Here is a 20,623-nt window from a genome sequence, read left to right as displayed (position 1 = left end):
GGAAAACTTCCGCCTATTTCTCAGACTAACCGCTATTTTTTTAAAATAAGCGGAATTCTTCCGATTAAGTGAGTACCCTGCTGAAAATCAACATTGAAACAGACATCCATGCAAAAAAATGGCACATCAATGAATGAAATAACTGCTAAAAGTAAAGTTATCCACAGTTATTTCAGGGTAGAGCCTTAAACAAATGCTTTTTAAGCTATGATAATGGACATGATACCAACTTAGATAAATACTTGAAAGGAATGGAAACGAATGAGTAAAGCGCTTTTTATTCGAAATGCTTCTCAGCTCGTAACCTTAGAGGGGAGCTCTGGAGCTCCCCTTATTAAAGGTGCGATGTCTGAGCTGAAAATAATCGAAAATGGCAGTGTCTGGATCGAGGATGGAGTCATCCAAGCTGTCGGCACGGATGAAGAATTAGTGAAAAAGTACGGTGCCCGCCTTGCTGAAGCCGAAGTGGTGGATGCAACAGGCAAATTGGTCACGCCAGGTCTGGTTGACCCGCATACTCATTTAGTTTTTGCCGGCAGCCGGGAAAATGAATTTAATATGCGTCTGCAAGGGGCCACCTATATGGATATTATGAATGCCGGCGGCGGGATTCATGCCACGACGAGAGCCACGCAGGCCGCAAGCGCTGAGCAGCTTTTTACTGAAAGCTACGAGCGGTTAAATCAATTTTTGCGCCATGGGGTGACTACAGTAGAGGCAAAAAGCGGCTATGGCATGGAATGGGAGACCGAACTGAAGCAGCTGAAAGTAGCAAAAGAGCTGAATGACAAACATGTCATCGATGTAGTTCCGACATTTATGGGGGCACATGCGGTGCCAAAAGACTATAAGGACAATCCGGATGAGTTTGTTGAAGTGCTCATTAACGAAATGATTCCGCAAGTGGCTGAGCTTGGACTCGCCGAATTTAATGATGTTTTTTGTGAAAAAGGTGTGTTTACACCCGAACAGTCCCGCAGGATTCTAGAAGCAGGTAAGCGTCATGGGCTGCTGGCAAAGATCCATGCGGACGAGATCGAGCCGTATGAAGGGGCAGAACTGGCTGCTGAAGTCGGTGCGGTGTCGGCAGACCATTTGTTGAAAGCATCTGAAAAAGGCATGAAGGCAATGGCTGAAAAGGGTGTTGTAGGTGTGCTGCTGCCAGGTACTGCTTACTTTTTAATGGCAGAATCGGCGAATGCCCGGAAAATGATTGATTTAGGTGTTCCAGTTGCACTTTCAACCGACTGCAACCCTGGTTCATCACCAACTGTTTCGCTGCCGTTTATTATGAGTTTGGGCTGTTTGAAAATGGGAATGACACCTGCCGAGGTCATTACGGCAGCAACCATCAATGCAGCACATGCGATTAACCGCGGCAAGGAGATTGGCAGCCTAGAAGCCGGTAAAAAAGGCGATGTGACCATTTTTAATGTTCCTAATTATATGAAGCTTCAATATTCATATGGGGTCAACCATGTGGATACTGTAGTGAAAAATGGCCGGGTAGCCGTCAGGGGAGGACAGTTAGTATGAAAAGTTTCCTTTACCCAAAACTAAATCCTCCAAGTTTTACATGGGTACGCCCTGAGAAGGGGGGGACTATTTCCAAGGTTCATGAATGGATTGAACCATTGACAGCTGAATCTGATCCGGCAAAATGTAAGGATGCAGATGTGGTGGTTGTAGGCGTCCCGCTATCCCGTTCATCCATCAGCGCATCAGGAGCCTCTGAATATCCTGATGCTTTTCGCCGGATGTGGAAAGGCTTTACGACCTATAATCTGGACGAAGATGTGGATTTGACGGAATTGACGGTGCTGGATGCTGGAGATGTCCCCATGCATGTAACAGATATCCCTCGTTGCCATGAGAATATCATTCAGGCATCAGAAGCTATTCATCGGACTTTTACAGCTTCTAAGGTTTGTGCCATCGGCGGTGATCATTCGATCACGGCGATGATGGTCAAAGGGCTTCATAAGGCAAAGCCAGATCAAAAAATTGGGATTCTCCAATTTGATACCCATTTTGATTTGCGTGATTTGGCGGATAACGGTCCATCGAATGGAACACCGATGCGGAACCTGATTGAAAGCGGTGTTGTTGAAGGCTCTAATATATACAATATCGGGCTTCACGGCTTTTTCAACACAAAGGATTTAAAAGAATATGCCGACAAGCACGGAGTCAACTATATTACATTAGGACGGGCACGGAAAAAAGGCATTGTTGAAACTGTGAAGGGGTGCCTGGAAGAACTGTCAGCAAAAGTCGACCTCATCTACATGACCGTCGACATGGACTGCCTCGACATCGCCTACGCCCCGGGCGTCCCGGCATCCACACCAGGAGGCATGACCACCGCCGAACTACTCGACAGCGTCCTAACAGCAGCCAAACACCCAAAACTAAACGCCATGGACATCGTCTGCCTCGACCCGCTAAAAGACACCACAGTACAAACAACCGTCAAACTCGGCACCCACGTCTTCCTTACATACCTAACAGGTGTTGCAACGAGGAAATAATGGTGTCAGGCACCACAAAAAGACAAATTGGCATTTTGTCCGTCTGGGGTGGACAGTGTTGTTTTGGTTAATTTTGTCCTCATGAATGTTCATGAGGGCTTTTCTTTGTTTGGTTGAATTGGCGGTTTGGGTGGGAATCTTAAATTTAATGTAAAAATATTATGTTAACAATAAGTGCTAGTAATGTTCACAAAGTTGTAACTGGGGATTGCCTTGACCATGGTTATGCTATATGTTATAAAAATAATTGGTAGTTTTTTAGATATGCGGGTATTTTTGTTAAGACGCCACAGATAAATACGTAAGTGTTAAAAGGTGTTTCTAATCTGTTCAGGGGGAGGCTGCAAAATGAATTACGGGCTTTATACAATCCTTGGATTGTTTTTAGTTGCTGTTGTCGCTATTTCATATATGTTTAATAAAGCGATGAAAGAATAGATTCGTATTTTTTGGACGGCACAAAAGATGCCGTTGTTTTTTTATAATATATGAATTTATAAGTTCTTATTTTGAAAATTGTCCAGCTCCAGGCGCCAGCGGCTCGAGGTCACAAGCCGCTAGGCGGAAGCATTAAGCTTTTCTTATTTAAGACGGACTTTTTAAAGGGATGAATCATTATTATTCCTTGGGAAAGCGCAGAAATAGACATTTCCCGCCTCGCTCTTGTCGGAAATTGATAGACTTAAGCAGAAGTTGTAGTATTGTGATTGAAATCCGGAGGAATTGGAATATGAACAAGCGTGTATTGGTGTATACAACCAACGACTGCATTGAATGCACGATGGTCAAACAAGTACTCTCGCAGGAAGGGATTCCTTTTGAAACGAGAAATATTTCCGAAAATCCCGAATACCAAAAGGAAGTGGAAAAGTACGGTTTTCTCGGCGTGCCGGTGACTGTTTTGGAAAACCGGGCTGTTAAGGGCTTCACAAATGAACTGAAAGACATCATAGAGTTAGCAAAGGCTTAAGTAAAATAATCCTTTACATATGAATTTTATAAGAGTAATATTTATTACGAACTGAATAAATGTATCACTACTAGGGGTGCCTATCATCGGGCTGAGAAGAAACAATTGTTTCTAACCCTTCGGACCTGAACTGGATCATGCCAGCGTAGGAAAGTAGACACGATTTTTTGTTTATGTAACCAGGTCCTTTTATGGCCTGGTTTTTTTACTTATTAAAAAGGAGAATTCCAATGAAGCATGATGATTTACAAGTAGTTTTACAAAAAGTTAGGGAAGTAAATCCGCTTGTACATAATATCACAAATGTGGTTGTAACGAATTTCACAGCGAATGGACTGCTTGCTCTTGGCGCGTCCCCAGTTATGGCCTATGCAGCAGAAGAAGTAGCCGATATGGCGAGAATTGCTAGTGCTTTAGTGTTAAACATCGGAACGCTGAATCCGCAAACTGTGGAATCGATGCTGATTGCCGGAAAGTCCGCGAATGAAAACGGTGTGCCAGTCATTTTCGATCCGGTTGGTGCCGGGGCAACAAACTATCGAACGGCAACAGCACAACAAATCATGAAGGAAGTAAGGGTTTCCATTATTAGAGGAAATGCCGCAGAAATAGCCAATGTCGTAGGCGAGAAATGGGAAATTAAAGGCGTCGATGCCGGAGAAACGAATGGAAATGTCATCGAACTTGCCGCTTTAGCAGCGCAAAAAATGAATTGCGTGGTTGTGATTACTGGAAAGGAAGATATCATTTCCGATGGAAAAAGGACCTACATCATTTCGAATGGGCATCCGATCTTAACGAAGGTGACAGGCACAGGCTGTCTATTAACTTCTGTAATTGGCGCGTTTGCAGGTGTGGAAAAAGATTTTGTCCTTGCATCGGTTGCTGCTTTAACATACTACGGAATAGCGGCTGAAAAAGCAGCGGCAAAAACTGCTGACGCCGGCCCTGGCAGCTTTCAAGTTGAGTTTTTAAATCAATTGGCACAAGTTACAGGTGAAGATATTAGCAAATTTGGTTCGTTCAAATCCGTTTCATATTAAGGAGGGATCGATGATGAAAAGAGCCTTAACCATTGCCGGTTCTGATTCGGGCGGCGGCGCCGGAATCCAGGCAGACCTTAAAACCTTTCAGGAGTTAAATGTGTTTGGCATGTCAGCTTTGACAGCCGTAACAGCACAAAACACATTGGGTGTACATGGCGTATATCCGATGACTCAAGAGGCTGTTGCTAAGCAAATCCAGGCTGTCGGTGAAGACATTGGCGTTGATGCATTGAAAACAGGGATGCTGTTCAATGCGGAAATTATCGAGACGGTTGCTGAAAATATCACCGCATTCAAATGGGAAAATGTTGTCATCGATCCGGTGATGATTGCCAAAGGCGGGGCTTCGCTATTATTGCAAGAAGCTATTGCTGCGTTAAAAAAATACCTGCTTCCACTTGCAAAAGTCATTACACCGAACATCCCAGAGGCCGAAGTACTGACGAATATGACCATTCAAACAAACGATGATAAACAAGAAGCAGCCAAAAAACTGCATGACCTAGGGGTACAAAACATTGTGATCAAAGGCGGACATGATGAAGACCTGTCCCAATCATCAGATTTGTTATTTGACGGCAAGGAGTTTTATACGTTTACAAGTAAACGAATTAACACGAAGAATACACATGGCACCGGGTGCACCTTTTCTGCTGCCATCACCGCAGAATTGGCAAAAGGAGCCTCTGTTTATGATGCTGTGGCGACAGCTAAAGCGTTTATTCAAGCCGCCATTGAAGATGACCTTAAGCTTGGAAAAGGGCACGGGCCGACCAATCACTGGGCCTATCAAAAAATGAAAGAGCTGACCCGTTTATGACCAATTTACGAGATGATTTAAAAGTTTATTTTATTATGGGCAGTCCGAACTGCCGGCAGGAACCGGTTGAAGTGTTAAAAGAAGCGATTGCCGGAGGGATTACCTTTTTCCAATTCCGTGAAAAAGGGAATGGGGCGTTAAAAGATGCCGAAAAATATGCCCTTGCCAAACAGCTTCAAAACATCTGTAAGATCAAACAAATTCCATTCATCGTCAACGATGATATTGAACTTGCGATCAAAATCGGAGCCGACGGTGTTCATATTGGGCAAGAGGACGAACCTGTACAAGTGGTAAGAGACAAAATCGGCAATAAAATTCTTGGGGTCTCCGTCCATACAGAAGAGGAAGCGATAGCTGCCATTCGTGGGGGAGCCGATTATTTTGGAATCGGGCCGATTTTTCCAACGACTACGAAAGAGGATGCCAAACCGGCGAGAGGTCCGGTCCTGATTCAGGAATTGCGCCGGAAAGGGTATACGATTCCGATTGTCGGCATCGGCGGTATTACAGTTGAGAATGCGGCATCAGTCGTAAAAGCGGGTGCTAACGGCGTTTCTGTCATTACGGCAATCAGCCAGGTAGCTTCCCCAAGGGAGGCTGCAAAAGCGCTGCGAAAAAAGATCGACGAGGCGATGGACCAAATAGCCGGAGGAATATTATGAATGATGCAAAATGGCTGGACATCATTTCAAAGGAAGTAGAAGCAAGGAAAGAAGAACTATTCAATCTGTTGAAGGATTTGATTTCCTTCCCGACGGTCAGTCCTCCGGCCCGTAATACAAACGGTGTGCAGGAATTTATTAAACGCTATCTCGAAGAATTGGGATTTGTGACAGACCAATGGGAAGTATACCCTGGTGATTCCAATGTGGTAGGCATTTTAACCGGTGAAGCTTCGGAACATTATCATAGTTTAATTGTGAATGGACATGTCGACGTGGCAGAGGTTGGCGATGATGGTGAATGGGATTTCTCCCCGTTTGAGGCGGTTATAAAAGATCCCTACATTTACGGACGCGGCACCGCTGATATGAAAGGTGGGATTGCTGCATCGCTTTTTGCTATGAAACTATTAAAAGAGCTTGGGATCAAGCTGAAAGGTGATCTTCAATTTCAATCGGTTATTGGGGAAGAAGTCGGCGAGGCCGGGACGCTTTCCTGCATGGAGCGGGGCTACACAGCAGACTATGCGGTTGTTGTCGATACGAGCGACCTGCATATTCAGGGCCAGGGCGGCGTGATCACCGGATGGATTACGATTCAAAGTAAAGAGACGTATCATGACGGACTTAGAAGAAAAATGATTCACGCCGGCGGCGGAGTAAAAGGGGCCAGCGCCATTGAGAAAATGATGAAAATTATCGCTGGGCTGCAAGATTTGGAACGCCACTGGGCGGTTACGAAAAGCTACGAAGGTTTCCCGCCGGGGACAAATACTATTAATCCTGCAGTCATTGAAGGCGGTAGACATGCGGCATTTGTTGCCGACCGGTGCGCCTTGTGGGTGACGGTTCATTTTTATCCAAATGAAGATTATGAGATGGTCATCAAGGAAATTGAAGACCACATTATGGCTGTGGCTGCAGCTGATCCATGGCTGCGTGAGAACCCGCCGCAATTTATCTGGGGCGGAAAATCAATGATTGTGGACCGTGGTGAAATTTTTCCATCGTTAGAAATAGATTCGGAACACCCCGGTACAAAATTACTTGCTGCTTCCTATGAACAATTAACATCACAAGACCCCGAAATTGGCATGTCGACAACCGTTACCGATGCAGGATGGCTTGGACGGGCAGGCATTCCAACGGTAATTTTCGGACCGGGAAAACTAGAAGATGCCCATGCTGTAAATGAGAAAGTAGAAATCCGCCAGCTTTTGGATTTTACGAAAGTATTGGCAGTCTTTATTGCCAAGTGGTGTAATACAAGAAAAGGGGATTCGTCATGAAATTTTCACAAACCCTTTATGAAAAAGTAAAGGATATATGGGATCAAACACATCAACATCCATTTGTCGTAGGAATGGGAACTGGCGATTTGCCTGTTGAAATCTTTATTCGATATATGAAGCAAGACTATGTATTTTTAATAGATTATGCGAAACTATTTGCTTTAGGTGCGGTGAAGGCGAGAGATATGGAGACGATGGCGGCATTTGCTAAGATCTTGCATGAAACGCTCCACGGGGAAATGGACTTGCATCGCCAATATGCTGCCAAATTTGGCATCACCCATCAGGAATTGGAAGAAACCGCTCCTCAGCCAATCAACTTGGCGTATACAAGATACATGCTCAATGTGGCGCAAACAGGATCACTTGAGGAATTGATCTCATCTCTTTTGCCATGTATGTGGAGCTATTGGGAAATTGGCAAAATGCTGGAGGAAACCTATCCGGGCTCAAGCGAACATCCTTTATATGGGGAATGGGTGAGGATGTATTCTTCCAATGAGTTCGGCGGGCTGGCAAGCTGGCTGATTGACTTGCTTGACAAGTTAACAGAAGGGAAACCTGAACGGGAATTAGCCATTTTAGAAGAGCATTTCCTAACAACATCCCGATTTGAATATATGTTCTGGGATATGGTGTATGAGGGAGGCGATTGGCCTGTCTAAGTCACCTATGTTAGCGATTCGTGATCTATCCTACAGCTTTGAGGCTAGGAAGCCGATTTTTCAACAAGTTGCCATTGACATTCAGCCGGGAGAATTTGTCTCCGTCATTGGTCCAAGCGGCTCTGGTAAAAGTACATTGTTCAAATTGATAACCGGGCTCTTGGAACCTGATCAAGGTGAAATTTTGATTGATGGTCAAAAGATGGAAACACGATTGGGTCTTGTCGGATATATGCCGCAGAAAGATTTGCTTCTGCCTTGGAAAACAGTGGTGGATAATGTCCTGTTGCCGCTTGAGGTAAAAAAAGAAAACAAGCAGCAAAACATGAGTGAGATTCGTAAGTGGCTGTCCCGGTTCGGTCTGGCCGAATTTGAGAAAGCCTATCCGCATGAACTATCAGGCGGGATGCGGCAGCGGGTCGCCTTTTTACGAACGATTATGACAGGAAGAGAGCTGTTATTGCTAGACGAACCGTTTGGAGCGCTCGATTCAATGACGAAACGCAACATGCAAAGCTGGCTTTTAGGCTTATGGGAAGAGCTGCAAAAGACCGTATTGTTCATTACACACGACTTGGAAGAAGCTCTTTTGTTAAGCGATCGGATTTATTTGCTGGAGAGAACAGGAACATTTCAAGAGATGAAGGTACATTTATCGCGGCCGCGAAACCCCGAACTTATCTATCAATCTGAATTTATTGAAATGAGAAAAGAGCTAGAGAGGCGGATCCATCATGAATAATGCATTGAAAAAATGGGTTTCGGATTATGGCCTGTTTGTCCTTGTCTGTATCCTGATTGTCAGTGTCTGGGAATGGGTAGTGCGAAGCGGGATGATCCCAGCCTTTATTTTACCGGCGCCATCGGCTATCTGGAGTTCTTTGGCTGACAATTGGCAGCTATTATTAGAAGTGCATTTGCCGGCTACTCTTAAAGAAGTATTGATTGGATTCGTTCTTTCTCTTATCGGCGGACTCTTGCTTGGAATAGGGATGCATTTTTCCCGCGTGTTGGAAAAAATCCTCTATCCATTTCTTGTCATCTCCCAAACGATTCCACTCATTGCGATTTCGCCAATTTTTATCATGTGGTTCGGCTATTCCATTTGGAGTAAAATTGCGGTAACAATTTTGACGGCATTTTTTCCAATTGTTGTGAGCACCTATGACGGGCTGAAGATGGGGGGCACCGAATATCGGGAGTTATTATTGACGATGGGCGCCAGCCGCTGGATGATTTTCAAAAAAGTGCAAGTGCCAATGGCTTTGCCGTCGCTGTTTTCCGGATTAAAGATGTCCGTTGTGTATTGTGTGGTCGGGGCAACAGTCGGCGAATGGCTCGGCGCCAGCGAAGGCCTGGGGTACTTCAGCCGGCGGATGTCAGGGAATCTCCAGGCAGATGCTGTGTTTGCCGCGATCTTTCTGCTTTCATTACTTGGTATTATATTATTTTTAATTATTGGTTTGATTGAAAAACAATTGTTAAAACATAATCATCGTTAGAAAGGAAGTCAAAATTACTATGAAAAAGGGGTTCGTAATCTTAGCAAGTTTTCTGCTGCTTTTATTAGGGGCTTGCTCCAATGGGGGTTCTGGCCAAACAGCGGATTCCGGTGGAAAGCTGCAAAAAGTAAACATAATGTTGGATTGGTATCCAAATGCTGTTCATTCATTTCTTTATACCGCACTGGAGAAAGGTTATTTTAAAAAAGAGGGATTGGATGTTCATATTCAAATGCCAGCTGATACGAGTGACCCATTAAAGCTTGTGGCAGCAGGTAAAATTGATATGGCCTTTACCTATCAGCCTCAAGTGCTGATTGCACGAAGTCAAAATATTCCGGTTCGTTCGTTCGCAGCAATCGTCCGTCATCCGCTTAATCAATTAATGGTTCCTGCTGATAGTTCCATCCATTCACCTAAGGATCTGGCTGGAAAAACCATTGGCTATCCATCGATGGATCTGGATATCGATATTGTACACACGATGATCAAAACAGACGGCGGGGATCCAAATAAGGTTAAAATGGTCGATGTCGGATGGGATTTGATTCCTGCTATGGCCACGAAAAAAACAAATGCCTTAATCGGCGGATACATTAACCATGAGAAATTGCTTTTAGATAAAGAGGGACATCCCATGCGCACCCTAAATCCGGCAGATTATGGTGTACCGGATTATTATGAACTTGTACTAGCCGGCAGTGACAAAGAACTAAAAGCAAAACCTGAAGTCTTCAAAAAATTCATGACCGCCATCAGAGAAGGGCAAAAATACGTCACCGCCCATCCAAACGAAGGCTTATCAATCCTAATGAATCACGAAGACAAATCATCACCACTACAAAAAGACATCGAAACCAAAAGCTTGCAAATCCTCCTGCCCCTCATGAACGCAGGAAACAACCCATTCGGCTACCAAGACCCACAAACATGGGACAAAGTCGCCAACTGGCTAGCAGACAACAAAATCATCAAAAACAACATCAAACCAAGTGATGCCTTCATTAATTTCTAATTTGGTGTCAGGCACCGCTCGTGGACAAATTGACATTTTGTCCGTATGGAGCAGACACATTATTTTCCAGTTGTTTGGTTGCTTTGTATATGTATCTAGTTGTAAGGTGCTGTTAGAAAAGCTAGGCGCGTGTGTGTCGCCTAGCTTTTTGTAATGTTATAGTATTATTTAGAAATTATTATTGCAGGAATTTATGTTTCACCAAGTAAGCGCTGTCTGTTAGCTGCTGGTATTTTCAAAAGTTGCAAAGTATTGGCGGTATAGCCAATTTTCGAATGGGATTTTGTGCAGGTCAGGGTAGAGAACTTTTGCTGCTTCGCTTGTGTAAAAGTTTGCCATTTTTTCGATGTAATCATCATCTAAGATTGGAAATGGCTTGTTTATCTGATTGTTGAGAACTAATTTTAACATAATGGTTGCCTCCCTATCCTATTTACATAGAAACTAAAAACCTAAAATCTTTTATCAACATTCGAAGTTTTCTTTTTATATTTTAGCTAATTTTACGAAAATTAAAAATATAAAAATAACGACGAAGATTGATCACAATCGACACAATTCAATTCTTCAAGAATATTAAAATAATTTTTTTAATCGATTAATACTAGATCTGTCGAAGGGTGTCAGGCACCGATCGTGGACATTTGTCCGCCTCCAGTGGACAATGTTGGGGTGCCTGATTTTAGAATGCTTGGTAGTATGGTCTGGTGATGAGCCGCATGAGGTATGCGGAGGTTTCGGGGTTGGGTTTTCGTTTTTTGTTTAGGAAGTTGATGATGGTGTTGGCGTTGCGGATGCCGACTCCGTGGCCATAGTATTGATCGTCGCCGAAGTAGATGACGTTTTCGGCTCGCCAGTGCGGCTGTTTTGGGTCGAAGTCGGGATTGTTAAAGTGTAGGACATCCCCTGGCAGGTAATCATCGCCGTATTTTTGGTAGATTGGCAAGTCCTCATCAAATTGCCAATCCATTAAATACAGCCCGCGGAAAAGTTCGTTAAACCGTTCGCGTCCAATGGAATAGAGCGTGGCGATATACAGCACAATAGCAATGGCGGTGGAGCATTCAAACGCATAAAGTTTCCCGTTTGCGATAAGATCTAGGATGGCAGTGGAGGGAAGCACGCCTGGTTTGATCAGGAAACCGCCATTACTTAACCGATCCCAATATTTTTTATTGCAAAAGCTATAGGTAAATGTGGTAAACTTGGCACCGCTTTTATTCAGTTCAATCGCTGCCTGCATCGTATGGATCCTAAATGTTAACTCCAATTGTAATTGATTGATTGTCTGGTAATCATAGAATTCATTGTAGGCTGCCATTTTTTCCACGATGGCCCGCTTTTCCTTTCTGGAAATTTGTTCCGACAGCTCCTTTGGTGTAACAACCTGCCGATTTATTCTAATCATCATATACCTCCGGTCGCATTCATAACTTCTCTTACAAAAATATGAAGGAACATATAGGAAACATGAGTATTTTGTAAAAAAACTTCCTTAGACAAAGGATCGTTGATGATAAATGGTATAATGAAAAATATAGACGAAAAAGGACGTGATGATATGGCCATTCAGCCAAAAACCCAAATTCTCCCACCAGCAGGAGAGTATCATACATTTTTGAATGAAGAACATTATAAAGAGAAAGTAAAGGAATGGGGATTACCAGCAAAAAAAGAATTCTGGTACAAAGATCGTAACTATCAAGAACTCGTTTCAATCAAAGGATATGAATCGTATGGAGTAACCGGTGAATATTACACCCTTGTTATTGAATTTCCGGACGGAACGATCAGCTGTATCCATCCTGCTTATTTAAAAGAAATGCAGCAATCGGGCTTTGGGAAAGAAAGCCTGTTATTAGCACCTTCTGAGGTTCAACAAAGAGAATCGGTAAAAACAGCGCCAAAAAAGGCCATCAGCAAAACGAAGGGGGAGAAAACACCAAAAATCCAACTTCCGGCAGACAAAGTACATTTTATAGCTTCTGTCAAACAATTTGCCCTTACATATAATCCATTTAATGAAGAAAATGACGAAGTAATTGTCCTGGAAAATGTTCAGATTGTTCAAGATTCACCGATTGAATTGGGGCTAGCCTGGTGCAGCCACAGCAAAACCTTAAAAAAATTGGAACTGGCACCTGGGGATTCGCTCGAATTTGATGGAAAAGTGATAACGAAGAAATTAGCAAAAGGAAAAGACGTTTCGGAAGAATTCACCATTGAGACTCCGGTATTATACAAAATTAATAATCCTTCTAAGATCATAAAAATCGGGTGAGGATCGTCTCACCCTAATAATATTTTAGACAACCTTTCCTTTAAAATAAATTAAAAATGATTGAGAAAATCTATATATTAATATATTATTATATTAGAATTAAATTTCTAAATAATCCTTTTGAAAGCGATTGCAGAATCGGGGATGCTTAGTGATTTAGACAAAGCGATTTTCACATTCCGAAATGGCATCAAGGAGGACAAACTATGTCAAATCAAGAATTAAAACGTGGACTTCAATCACGCCACATTCAAATGATTGCTTTAGGGGGCACGATTGGTGTAGGGTTATTCATGGGCTCAGCCAGCACGATAAAATGGACGGGCCCATCTGTTATGCTGGCATATGCGGTTGCAGGCTTATTTTTATTTTTCATTATGCGTTCCATGGGAGAAATGTTATATTTAGAACCAACGACTGGCTCGTTTGCCGATCTTGGCCATAAGTACATTCATCCGCTGGCAGGGTATTTAACAGCATGGAGTTATTGGCTGCAATGGATTATTGTTGGAATGTCCGAAATCATTGCGGTTGGGGCTTATATGAAGTATTGGTTTCCCGGCCTTCCGACATGGGTGCCAGGCCTTATTGCCATGGTCATTCTTGGTGCGGCCAACATCATTTCAGTTAAAAACTTCGGGGAATTTGAATTCTGGTTTTCGTTAATTAAAGTGTTAACGATTGTTTTTCTAATTATTGCTGGTATCGGCCTGATCTTTTTCGGTATAGGGAATGGCGGCCATGCAATGGGCTTATCAAACCTTTGGAAAAATGGCGGCTTTTTCACTGGAGGATTTAAAGGGTTCTTCTTTGCCCTTTCCATTGTTGTAGGGGCTTATCAAGGGATTGAACTGATTGGTATCACGGCCGGTGAAGCACAAGAGCCTTCCAAAACGATTACCAAGGCAGTAAAGTCTACTGTATGGAGAATTTTAATATTTTACATCGGTGCGATGTTTGTCATTGTTACGGTTTACCCTTGGAATCAGTTGAATCAAATTGGCAGCCCGTTCGTTTCAGTCTTTGCCAAAATAGGCATTACAGCAGCTGCCGGGATTATCAATTTTGTTGTCATCACTGCGGCGATGAGCGGCTGTAACAGCGGGATTTATAGTGCAACTCGGATGCTGTATACATTGGCCAAGAATGGTCAGGCGCCAAAGGTTTTTGCTAAATTATCGGAAAATAAAGTTCCAATGTATTCTACCTTGACAGTCTTAATCGGGATTGCTGTTGGTGTGATTTTGAATTATATTGCACCGCCGTCCATCTTTGTATATGTATATAGTGCAAGTGTTCTGCCTGGTATGATTCCTTGGTTTGTCCTGCTGATCAGTGAGATTAGATTCAGAAAAGAAAAGGCTGCGGAGATGGAAACACATCCATTCAAAATGCCTTTTGCACCATATAGCAACTATGCTTCCATTGCATTTTTACTAATGGTTCTTGTTGGTATGTTCTTTAATCCAAGTACAAGGGTACCGCTCATTGTAGGGATTGTTTTCTTAGCGATTGTTACGGTAAGCTTTTATACTTTGAAAATGGATCAGCGAGTACCATTGGAAGATCTTCAAACGGCAAAGGAATAAGATCCTTTGCCCAAGTAAAGAGTCTTGGAACCGTGCTTTTTAGAGGAGTGATTCATATGTCTTTTACAAGTCTAAAAGAAATAATCGAAATGGCGGAACAGGAGAATTCAACCATTTCAGAATTAATGATTAAAACAGAAATGCAGCAAAAAGGGGCTTCCAGAGAGGCTTTGATTGAAAAAATGTCAGAGCAATTTACCGTGATGGAGGAGGCTGTCCGCAAAGGGACAACGAGCGCTGTCATGTCCCGTACCGGTTTGACGGGAGGGGATGGCCACCGGATCTTTCAGTATTCGGAAAAAGGAAATTCATTTGTTGATCCAACAACACTTAAAGCGGCGGCAAATGCGTTTGCCGTATCGGAAGTGAATGCGGCAATGGGACGGATTGTGGCGACGCCGACTGCCGGGTCGGCGGGAATTTTGCCGGCTGTTCTTGTGCATGCCCTTGACAGTGGCAAATTTTCCTGGGAGCAGATTATACTGTCCATGTTTACTGCTTCTGCCCTTGGTTTAGTGATTGCAAATCGAGCTTCAATCTCTGGAGCTGCCGGCGGATGCCAGGCTGAAGTCGGCTCTGCAACCGCGATGGCAGCTGGTACCTTAGTGGAGCTTGCCGGCGGAACACCAAAGCAGGTTGGGAATGCGGTTGGGATTGCATTAAAAAATTCCCTAGGGCTAGTTTGCGATCCTGTTGCCGGCCTCGTAGAAATTCCATGCATTATTCGAAATGGTTTGCATGCGATCACCGCTCAAGCAGCAGCAGATATGGCGTTAGCGGGAGTAGTCAGCATCATCCCGCCTGATGAAGTTGTTCATGTGTTGCATGAGGTTGGGCAGCAAATGCCTGAATCATTAAGAGAAACTGGAATCGGCGGTCTTGCCGGCACTCCAACTGGCAAAAAATTAACAGAAAAGATTTTTAACGAGAAAAAAAGCAGCTCAGGGCCGGCAAAATACGAAAGCGCGTATGAGATTATTGGTCCGGTTATGGTCGGTCCATCCAGTTCGCATACGGCCGGCGCTGTCCGAATCGGCAATATTGCTCGTCAGCTGTTAAATGAAGAACCAGTACATGTGAAATTTTCGTTAATGGGTTCCTTTGCAGAAACTTTTCAAGGTCATGGAACAGACTTGGCACTTTTAGCGGGAGTTCTAGGATTGTCAACTATGGATGAACGAATTCCACATGCAAAAACGCTAGCTGAAGAATATGGCCTAAAATATGAATTTACCAAACGGGTGCTTGGAAGTTATCACCCAAATACAGTACTGGTAGAATTATCCGGTGGTTCAAGATCTGTGAAAGTATTGGCGAGCTCTTTAGGCGGCGGAAAAATTGAAGTTCAGGAATTGGATGATTATCCGTTAAAGTTTTCTGGAGAGCGACCAACAATCGTCATACGCCACGCCGATCAAAAAGGGGTCATTGCAGAGTTATCAGGAATCCTTTTCCACAAAGGACTTAACATTGCACGTATGGCAAATGAGCGCTCCAAAATGAATGGACCAGCAATCACCATTTGCGAAATCGATAATCAAATTGACGAAACACTATTAACCAGCATCCAATCAGAAATCCCATTTATAGAAGAGATCCTGATCATACAAATGGATTAGAATCAAAAAAGTCCATTTTCTGGTATTTTCCAGAAAATGGACTTTTTTATGGTGTCAGGCACCGTTCGTGGACAAATTGCCATTTTGTTCGCCTCCAGCGGACACATTATTTTCCTTTTTTTCTTTGTATGTCTTTTTCTCCTTGCAAGATTTCGATAAAGGATTTATTCAGCCGTATTAAATAAGACTCGAATTGTTTGCGATCTGCTTCTGGCCAATGTTTCATGAGTTTGTGGTACAGGGCTTTTCGTGCGGTTCTGACTTCATGTAGTTGTTCCAGTCCCATTGGGGTGATTTCAAGGAGGCTGATTCGGCCTTCTTTTGGATCAGGGATGCGGCGGATCAGCCCCTTGGATACTAAAGCGGCAGTTTGTCTGCTTATCGTTGATTTGTCTAATAGGAATTGTTCCGCTAAAGCATTAATTCCTTTTGGGCCTTTTTCGCTAAGTTCAGCTAATAGACGGTAAGCAGAACTTTCCAATTGACCCATTTTTTCATCTTTTCTTCGAACAAATTCTGTATGTAAAAGAAGTTCGGCAAGTTCTGATTCAATCTTATCAAAAATATCTTTTTTTATTTCCATTCTTTTTCAACCTCCATATCCCAGTTCAACCAACAATGAATGGGTTTAGTAGGGGTACGGCAAGAATTCGTTCTTTTTTGGGCCAATCTTAAACAAGAGAGACTTTTTAAAATTGGCAAAGTGTAAAGTAGCATTATAGTTTTAAATTTAAAAAAACTCAAATACGCTTAACCCCATTCTCAAATTATAGGATGGGGTTAAAAATTGTTTAATTTTTGACATAGATTTCACTACTTATAAAGTCGTTTAAATCTAAAAGTCGATAGATTACCATCCTCTTGATTTTTATATTACCTATTTATTCTATGGCATTTGACTTTTGTGATAGAGCTTCCTTCTTCCAGAGTTTACTTGGCCAGAAAGCGTATTGCCCAAGAACAGCAGTAATCGCTGGCACAAGAAGTGGTCGAACAATAAATGTATCTAGTAGCACGCCTACAGCCGTAACAATACCAAATTGCACTAGAACTTGAATTGGTAAAGTAGCTAACACAGCAAATGTACCTGCTAAGATAAGACCAGCCGATGTAATAACACTTCCCGTTTTGATCACACCACCAGCTACCGAATCAAGATGCGATTGAGTTCGTTTATTCTTCCATATTTCCGATACCATAAAAATATTATAATCTTCTCCCAATGCAACAAGGAATACAAAGGCATATAAAGGAATTGCTCCTGAAATAGCAGAAGATCCTAACCCAAAGTGAAGGATAAGCCAGCCCGCACCCAGTGCAGAAAAGAATGATAAAACCACAGTTAAAATCAAATAAATTATGGCAATAATTGAGCGTAAGTATAGCAGTAATAATAAAGAGATAATACAAATCATAACAGGGATAATAACAGATTCATCCCGTTCTGTGGTTATTTTTGTATCATATAATGAAGCAGTCTCACCGCCAATCCAAAAATGGTTTTCGGTATCATGGATATCTGCGTTTGCTAGCATTTTCTTAAGATTACTTCTTAGCTCCGGTATCCGGCTTAGCGCTTCACTGGAAAACGGATTCTCAGCCAAGGACACTTCGTACAATTGTAATTGATGATTATATTTTCCTTCCATCGGCTGGGTTACATCCGCTACAAAAGAAAGTTGTTCCAATTTCTCTTTTAAAGGTATGTCTTTTCCCGTTGTATTAACAACAATTTGCACAGGTGCCAATTCACCGGGAGAAAAATGCTCAGAGATTAAATCAAATCCTTCCCGTGAAGGCATATGTTTAGGAAAAGACTCCAATAAATCGTACGTATATTGAATACGTGGGACAACGGAAGCCAATCCTCCCAGTAGTACAAGTGTTGTAATAATAACAATCCACGGTCGTCGGGTCACTAGCCGGCCCAGCTTCTTACTAAAGATTCCTTGCGATATTCTTTGTTTTATCGATTTCCCTTTCTTTTTAGTCAGCTCTTCTGTCATTTCCTTCGTTCTTGGAATAAACGGGAAAAATGCTACTCTCCCAAAAATAGCAAGCAAAGCAGGAAGAAGTGTTAAAGCTGCAATCCCCATCAGGAGAACTGCTAGACTAAATGGAACAGCAAACCGGTGAAAAGAACCGAAATGAGCAAGCAATAATGTCCCTAACCCAATCACAACAGTAAAAGCACTCATTGAAATGGCCCCACCTGATTCTTTAATCCCCAATCGTAAGGCCGTAAACTTATTTTCCTCATGAAGCAAAAATTCGCGATATCTGGAGATAAGGAATAAACAGTAATCCGTTCCAGCTCCGAACAATAGGACGGTCATAATGGAAACGCCTTGGGCATCTGCTGTAATCCACCCATGATCAGCCAAAAAGCCAAGAGTTGGACTGATAATCCCGTAAGCAAAACCCACGACAATCAAAGGTAAAATTGCCATTAGAGGTGAGCGATAGAGAAGAATTAGTAGGACTAACACCAGAAGTACAGTAGCAACCAATAATTTAACATCTGCTTGGCTGAATAAACTAACAGCGTCTGTTTGAATCCCAACAGGCCCTGATAAACGAACATGTAAACCGGAATCTGATACCTTCCGATTAAATGGATCTTCATCTACCTTGCTATTAACGATTTTCTTAAGTTCAACCATATTGTTTTGGAGAATTTCTATTCCTGCATTTTTGTCAAAAAATACAGGGGTTATCAGTGTGGTACCATCTTTTGACACGCTTTGGGTAAGCGCCTGTTGGGGAATCGTATCAAAAGGTGGTAAAGTCGATTGTTTTGATAATGGCTTTTCTTTTAGCTGCTTATATACACCTTGAATTGCTGTAAAGTCCTTATTATCTAGCTTGTTATCATTGTGCCAGACCATTAAGACGGGGTTGCCGGCATCGTTTGGAAATTCCTTTTTGATTAGTTTCCCAGCTTGTTGTGACATTGCCGAATTTGGAAGGTCAGCTGCTGAATCATCCTCAACCGTATTGATGGCCGGCCAGGTGAAAGATAACACTACCGTTAATAGGACCCATATTACAAGAGTAATCCATCGAGTCTTTGGACCTCCAACGATTGTTCCCCATGAATGTAAAGGTTTTTTCCCCATATAAACCCACCTTTAGCTTTATTTGAATTATAATTAATTATATATACCAGTAGGTTAATTATTCAAGTGCGATTTTAAAATATGTTATAATATTTTTGATATTAGGTAGTTAGGAGAGAATGACATGCAACGGGAAATTCGACCACTCGGGAGGCCACGTCAAGATCATCAGGATAAGCCTACAAAAGCTGTAATTTTAGACGTAGCTACTCAACTGTTTCTCGATAAAGGATATCAAGTGGTTTCCATGGACGATGTTGCAAAAAAATGTGGGGTAACAAAGGCAACCGTGTATTATTATTATAAAACGAAATCAGACCTTTTTACGGATGCAATGGTCCAAATGATGCTTCGAATTAAGAAGCGAATTTTTGACATTCTTTCTACAGAGAAACCGCTGAAAGACCGATTATTTGAATTTGCCAAGGCGCATTTACAAGCAACTTTCGATATGGATATAAACGGATTTATGAAAGAAGCAAAAGCTTCCCTTTCGAATGAGCAATTACAGCAGATGAAACAGGCAGAAGATAAGATGTATGAAGTACTAGAGCAAGCATTAACAGCCTCGATGGAAAAAGGCGAAATTCCGAGGGGTTATCCGAAATTAGGCGCTCATGCTTTTGTAGCTTTGCTAACGGTAGGAAATTTTAAGGATGCTGAACACAAACCAATCTTTCTGTCATTAGATGAAATGACAGAACAAATTGTTGATTTTTATTGGAATGGAATTGGAAATTAATTCAATTTAATCATTCCGTTAAGAAACATTAAAGCCATGCAAATGCATGGCTCTTAAACATTTTATGGGTGATTTAGTTTTGAATGATTAGACCCTAATCATCCTTTAATTTTGATAAATCATTTTCCTCAGCAAACTCAGTGGAATAATTAAGTTTTCTATGGCTTTGCCGATTCACATCCTGCACGGCTTCCCTCATTGGTGCAAACAAAAGTGATATACAAGCCAGTCCACTAATACCAACGAGTGCAAAAACTACTCTTGACAAAAAGGCGCTTTGTCCACCAAATATTGCTCCAACTAAATCAAATCGAAAAAATCCAATTAGACCCCAGTTAATAGCCCCTATTATAGTTAGAACTAAGGCGATTCGTTGAATGATGCCCATCGATAAAACACCTCCTTTACTTTCTTGTGGATTTTTAAACAATATAGTTTTAAAGGGAAGGACAGTCGCCCTTCCCTTACGAATCTTTAGCGTCGGTGCTCGACTAAATCGATTGCCCCTAATACAACATGGGCTAAACCGAAACCAATAATCGAACCCGTGATCAACGGTTTCATGTTTCTATTGATCCGTAATGCCACTCCTGTGGTTGTTACAGCTGTTCCAAGTACTGTTGGGATCAATCCCTCTCGTACGTTAACCATAAAAACACTCCTCCCGTAAGTAGCTAAGACTCAATTTTATCTTTTGTAATAAAGGCCTTCTTAATACAAATCGTTGTATGTGTCAAAGTATTTTCCAATCATGGCTATTAAAGTAA

The 20,623-nt window shown here is 42.3% G+C and carries 21 protein-coding genes and 1 riboswitch; of the genes, 15 read left to right on the top strand and 6 right to left on the bottom strand.

All coding sequences use genetic code 11. The features are described 5' to 3' along the window. Positions 1-261: 261 nt before the first annotated feature. The 11 genes from hutI to BFU02S_RS08770 all read left to right on the top strand — a co-directional run bounded on the left by hutI (position 262) and on the right by BFU02S_RS08770 (position 10,506). Positions 262-1,536, top strand: coding sequence for an imidazolonepropionase (gene hutI / locus BFU02S_RS08820; RefSeq protein ID WP_066369322.1), 1,275 nt, complete (start codon positions 262-264; stop codon positions 1,534-1,536). Then, on the top strand, positions 1,533-2,531 hold the full coding sequence (locus BFU02S_RS08815; RefSeq protein WP_066369320.1) for an agmatinase family protein: 999 nt from the start codon (positions 1,533-1,535) through the stop codon (positions 2,529-2,531). Before hutI ends, BFU02S_RS08815 begins: the two co-directional genes overlap by 4 nt. Positions 2,532-3,261: 730 nt before the next feature. After that, positions 3,262-3,501: a glutaredoxin family protein gene (locus tag BFU02S_RS08810; protein ID WP_066369315.1), complete on the top strand. Its 240-nt coding sequence runs from the start codon at positions 3,262-3,264 to the stop codon at positions 3,499-3,501. A 62-nt stretch (positions 3,502-3,563) separates the two neighbouring features. After that, a riboswitch (TPP riboswitch) is annotated at positions 3,564-3,670 on the top strand. 61 nt (positions 3,671-3,731) lie between these two features. Beyond that, complete coding sequence (thiM, locus tag BFU02S_RS08805) at positions 3,732-4,544, top strand: hydroxyethylthiazole kinase (protein ID WP_066369305.1); 813 nt, start codon at positions 3,732-3,734, stop codon at positions 4,542-4,544. 10 nt (positions 4,545-4,554) lie between these two features. Further along, positions 4,555-5,367 carry a bifunctional hydroxymethylpyrimidine kinase/phosphomethylpyrimidine kinase gene (thiD, locus tag BFU02S_RS08800; RefSeq protein ID WP_066369303.1) on the top strand — a complete coding sequence of 271 codons (813 nt, stop codon included), beginning with the start codon at positions 4,555-4,557 and terminating at the stop codon, positions 5,365-5,367. Next, complete coding sequence (gene thiE / locus BFU02S_RS08795) at positions 5,364-6,032, top strand: thiamine phosphate synthase (protein WP_066369301.1); 669 nt, start codon at positions 5,364-5,366, stop codon at positions 6,030-6,032. The genes thiD and thiE overlap by 4 nt, the downstream gene beginning before the upstream one ends. Beyond that, on the top strand, positions 6,029-7,321 hold the full coding sequence (locus tag BFU02S_RS08790; protein WP_066369298.1) for an acetylornithine deacetylase: 1,293 nt from the start codon (positions 6,029-6,031) through the stop codon (positions 7,319-7,321). The genes thiE and BFU02S_RS08790 overlap by 4 nt, the downstream gene beginning before the upstream one ends. Next, entirely contained in the window at positions 7,318-7,989 is a 672-nt protein-coding gene (tenA, locus tag BFU02S_RS08785; RefSeq protein WP_066369294.1) for a thiaminase II, read from the top strand. Before BFU02S_RS08790 ends, tenA begins: the two co-directional genes overlap by 4 nt. Beyond that, a complete protein-coding gene (locus BFU02S_RS08780) occupies positions 7,964-8,731 on the top strand; it encodes an ABC transporter ATP-binding protein (protein ID WP_235842018.1) in 768 nt (255 codons plus the stop codon). Before tenA ends, BFU02S_RS08780 begins: the two co-directional genes overlap by 26 nt. Beyond that, on the top strand, positions 8,724-9,491 hold the full coding sequence (locus BFU02S_RS08775) for an ABC transporter permease (protein WP_066369286.1): 768 nt from the start codon (positions 8,724-8,726) through the stop codon (positions 9,489-9,491). The genes BFU02S_RS08780 and BFU02S_RS08775 overlap by 8 nt, the downstream gene beginning before the upstream one ends. Positions 9,492-9,510: 19 nt before the next feature. Next, positions 9,511-10,506 (top strand): ABC transporter substrate-binding protein, encoded by a 996-nt coding sequence (locus BFU02S_RS08770; protein WP_066369285.1) that lies wholly within the window; start codon positions 9,511-9,513, stop codon positions 10,504-10,506. A 219-nt stretch (positions 10,507-10,725) separates the two neighbouring features. Here the strand turns inward: BFU02S_RS08770 and BFU02S_RS08765 are convergent, their stop codons facing one another. Together BFU02S_RS08765 and BFU02S_RS08760 are read right to left on the bottom strand one after the other, a co-directional pair. Further along, positions 10,726-10,917, bottom strand: coding sequence for a hypothetical protein (locus BFU02S_RS08765; RefSeq protein ID WP_066369284.1), 192 nt, complete (start codon positions 10,915-10,917; stop codon positions 10,726-10,728). A gap of 271 nt (positions 10,918-11,188) precedes the next feature. Then, entirely contained in the window at positions 11,189-11,914 is a 726-nt protein-coding gene (locus BFU02S_RS08760) for a protein-glutamine gamma-glutamyltransferase (RefSeq protein ID WP_066369282.1), read from the bottom strand. 105 nt (positions 11,915-12,019) lie between these two features. On the opposite strand from BFU02S_RS08760, the gene BFU02S_RS08755 reads away from it, so the two are divergent. The 3 genes from BFU02S_RS08755 (at position 12,020) to sdaAA (ending at position 15,995) form a co-directional block, all read left to right on the top strand. Next, positions 12,020-12,787, top strand: coding sequence for a hypothetical protein (locus BFU02S_RS08755; protein WP_369690659.1), 768 nt, complete (start codon positions 12,020-12,022; stop codon positions 12,785-12,787). A gap of 206 nt (positions 12,788-12,993) precedes the next feature. Then, positions 12,994-14,376 (top strand): amino acid permease, encoded by a 1,383-nt coding sequence (locus BFU02S_RS08750; RefSeq protein WP_066369277.1) that lies wholly within the window; start codon positions 12,994-12,996, stop codon positions 14,374-14,376. Between the two features lie 56 nt (positions 14,377-14,432). After that, entirely contained in the window at positions 14,433-15,995 is a 1,563-nt protein-coding gene (gene sdaAA, locus BFU02S_RS17660; RefSeq protein ID WP_066369275.1) for an L-serine ammonia-lyase, iron-sulfur-dependent, subunit alpha, read from the top strand. Positions 15,996-16,101: 106 nt separating this feature from the next. On the opposite strand, the gene BFU02S_RS08740 is transcribed toward sdaAA, so the two are convergent. Further along, the gene (locus BFU02S_RS08740) at positions 16,102-16,578 is read right to left on the bottom strand and encodes a MarR family winged helix-turn-helix transcriptional regulator (protein WP_066369273.1); all 477 of its coding nucleotides are present in this window, start codon (positions 16,576-16,578) and stop codon (positions 16,102-16,104) included. 298 nt (positions 16,579-16,876) lie between these two features. Beyond that, the gene (locus BFU02S_RS08735) at positions 16,877-19,114 is read right to left on the bottom strand and encodes an MMPL family transporter (RefSeq protein ID WP_066369270.1); all 2,238 of its coding nucleotides are present in this window, start codon (positions 19,112-19,114) and stop codon (positions 16,877-16,879) included. 124 nt (positions 19,115-19,238) lie between these two features. Here BFU02S_RS08735 and BFU02S_RS08730 point away from each other — a divergent pair, with 124 nt between their 5' ends. Beyond that, positions 19,239-19,856 (top strand): TetR/AcrR family transcriptional regulator, encoded by a 618-nt coding sequence (locus tag BFU02S_RS08730; protein WP_066369268.1) that lies wholly within the window; start codon positions 19,239-19,241, stop codon positions 19,854-19,856. A gap of 94 nt (positions 19,857-19,950) precedes the next feature. Here the strand turns inward: BFU02S_RS08730 and BFU02S_RS08725 are convergent, their stop codons facing one another. After that, positions 19,951-20,244 (bottom strand): DUF378 domain-containing protein, encoded by a 294-nt coding sequence (locus tag BFU02S_RS08725; protein ID WP_066369266.1) that lies wholly within the window; start codon positions 20,242-20,244, stop codon positions 19,951-19,953. Between the two features lie 86 nt (positions 20,245-20,330). Beyond that, on the bottom strand, positions 20,331-20,507 hold the full coding sequence (locus tag BFU02S_RS08720; RefSeq protein ID WP_066369262.1) for an asparagine synthase: 177 nt from the start codon (positions 20,505-20,507) through the stop codon (positions 20,331-20,333). Positions 20,508-20,623: the final 116 nt, after the last annotated feature.

The organism is Neobacillus fumarioli NBRC 102428, assembly GCF_001591485.1.
GTDB lineage: Bacteria > Bacillota > Bacilli > Bacillales > Cytobacillaceae > Neobacillus > Neobacillus fumarioli.
The sequence above is the reverse complement of the archived record's forward strand: the minus strand, read 5'-3'. Positions and strand labels throughout refer to the sequence as shown.

Coding starts and splice junctions, on each gene's coding strand:
- hutI (WP_066369322.1), top strand. CDS start 262: ATGAGTAAAGCGCTTTTTATTCGAAATGCTTCTCAGCTCGTAACCTTA.
- BFU02S_RS08815 (WP_066369320.1), top strand. CDS start 1,533: ATGAAAAGTTTCCTTTACCCAAAACTAAATCCTCCAAGTTTTACATGG.
- BFU02S_RS08810 (WP_066369315.1), top strand. CDS start 3,262: ATGAACAAGCGTGTATTGGTGTATACAACCAACGACTGCATTGAATGC.
- thiM (WP_066369305.1), top strand. CDS start 3,732: ATGAAGCATGATGATTTACAAGTAGTTTTACAAAAAGTTAGGGAAGTA.
- thiD (WP_066369303.1), top strand. CDS start 4,555: ATGATGAAAAGAGCCTTAACCATTGCCGGTTCTGATTCGGGCGGCGGC.
- thiE (WP_066369301.1), top strand. CDS start 5,364: ATGACCAATTTACGAGATGATTTAAAAGTTTATTTTATTATGGGCAGT.
- BFU02S_RS08790 (WP_066369298.1), top strand. CDS start 6,029: ATGAATGATGCAAAATGGCTGGACATCATTTCAAAGGAAGTAGAAGCA.
- tenA (WP_066369294.1), top strand. CDS start 7,318: ATGAAATTTTCACAAACCCTTTATGAAAAAGTAAAGGATATATGGGAT.
- BFU02S_RS08780 (WP_235842018.1), top strand. CDS start 7,964: ATGAGGGAGGCGATTGGCCTGTCTAAGTCACCTATGTTAGCGATTCGT.
- BFU02S_RS08775 (WP_066369286.1), top strand. CDS start 8,724: ATGAATAATGCATTGAAAAAATGGGTTTCGGATTATGGCCTGTTTGTC.
- BFU02S_RS08770 (WP_066369285.1), top strand. CDS start 9,511: ATGAAAAAGGGGTTCGTAATCTTAGCAAGTTTTCTGCTGCTTTTATTA.
- BFU02S_RS08765 (WP_066369284.1), bottom strand. CDS start 10,917: ATGTTAAAATTAGTTCTCAACAATCAGATAAACAAGCCATTTCCAATC.
- BFU02S_RS08760 (WP_066369282.1), bottom strand. CDS start 11,914: ATGATTAGAATAAATCGGCAGGTTGTTACACCAAAGGAGCTGTCGGAA.
- BFU02S_RS08755 (WP_369690659.1), top strand. CDS start 12,020: ATGATAAATGGTATAATGAAAAATATAGACGAAAAAGGACGTGATGAT.
- BFU02S_RS08750 (WP_066369277.1), top strand. CDS start 12,994: ATGTCAAATCAAGAATTAAAACGTGGACTTCAATCACGCCACATTCAA.
- sdaAA (WP_066369275.1), top strand. CDS start 14,433: ATGTCTTTTACAAGTCTAAAAGAAATAATCGAAATGGCGGAACAGGAG.
- BFU02S_RS08740 (WP_066369273.1), bottom strand. CDS start 16,578: ATGGAAATAAAAAAAGATATTTTTGATAAGATTGAATCAGAACTTGCC.
- BFU02S_RS08735 (WP_066369270.1), bottom strand. CDS start 19,114: ATGGGGAAAAAACCTTTACATTCATGGGGAACAATCGTTGGAGGTCCA.
- BFU02S_RS08730 (WP_066369268.1), top strand. CDS start 19,239: ATGCAACGGGAAATTCGACCACTCGGGAGGCCACGTCAAGATCATCAG.
- BFU02S_RS08725 (WP_066369266.1), bottom strand. CDS start 20,244: ATGGGCATCATTCAACGAATCGCCTTAGTTCTAACTATAATAGGGGCT.
- BFU02S_RS08720 (WP_066369262.1), bottom strand. CDS start 20,507: ATGGTTAACGTACGAGAGGGATTGATCCCAACAGTACTTGGAACAGCT.